Source organism: Pseudomonas sp. MWU347, assembly GCF_017947305.1.
Classification (GTDB): Bacteria; Pseudomonadota; Gammaproteobacteria; order Pseudomonadales; family Pseudomonadaceae; genus Aquipseudomonas; species Aquipseudomonas putida_A.
In genome coordinates this window covers 1-1,206 of sequence record NZ_JAFGZB010000031.1, presented here as the reverse complement: position 1 = coordinate 1,206, position 1,206 = coordinate 1, and the positions used below count along the sequence as shown (strand labels likewise).

Below are 1,206 nucleotides of genomic sequence, written 5' to 3'. Positions count from 1 at the left end.
TGACAGCGCACGGCTGGTGCGCAAGGTCGAGGCCGATGGTGGTGAGCACCTCAAGGCCTATGACGATCAGGGCCGGCTGATCGCCGAGCAGGATCCTCTGGGCGCGGTCACCGAATACCGCTACGACGACGTCGGACGGCTGATCGCGCTGCTTCCGCCGGACGATGAGCCAACGTCCTACGAGTATCGCAACGGTTTCCTGCACAGCCGTTCTCGCGGCGAGGCGGTGTGGACGTTTCGGCGCAACGCCGAGGGTGATGTCACCGAGGCGGTCGATCCTGACGGTCAGGTCACCCATTACTACTACGACACGCGCGGGCAGTTGCTGTCGATCCGCTACCCGGACACCAGCCGGCACAAGTTGTCGTGGAACGACCTCGGCCAACTGATCGAGGAAACCCTGCCTGACGGTGGTGTGCGGCGCTTTTCCTACGACGCGCTGGGGCGACGGACGACCACTTGCGACGAACACGGCGCGATCACCCGCCAGCAGTGGGACGCTGTTGGCCGACTAATTCAGACGACCTTTCCTACGGGCGCTACCCGTGCCTACAGCTATGGCGCCTACGGCCAAGTCACTGCCGAGCGCGACGAACTCGGGCGCATCACCCGCTACGAGTATGACGACGACCTGCACCTGGTCTCGCGCAAGATCAACCCCGACGGCACGCGGGTGCAGTACCGCTACGACCATGCGCAACTGCTGCTGACGGAAATCGAGAACGAGTCCGGGGAAAAGTACCGGCTGGACTACACGCCGAGCGGATTGATCCGACAGGAAACCGGCTTCGACGGCCGGCGCACCGCTTACGCCTACGACCGCAACGGGCACCTGCTGGAAAAGACCGAGTTCGGCGATGACGGCTCGACGCTGGTCACCACTTACGTGCGTGATGCGGCCGGGCGTCTGCTGCTGAAAACCCTGCCCGACGGGGTTGAGGTGGCTTACACCTATGATCGACTGGGCCGTTTGACCGGGGTTGATGACGGCCAGCAACATCCGCTGGCCTTTGAATACGACCGGCAGGACCGGCTGATCACCGAGCATCAGGGCTGGGGCACCCTGCGTTATGTCTACGACGCCTGCGGCCAGCTCAAGCGCCAGCGTCTGCCGGACAACAGCAAGCTCGACTATCACTACGCCAAGGGCGGCGCGCTGACCGCCATCGACCTCAATGGCACGCGGCTGACCAGTCACGTCTACCA

At 63.9% G+C, this 1,206-nt stretch carries 1 pseudogene; it reads left to right on the top strand.

Features of this window, described 5'->3' with window-relative positions:
• A pseudogene (locus KCG87_RS27320) lies at positions 1-1,206 on the top strand (type IV secretion protein Rhs); the annotation flags it as partial.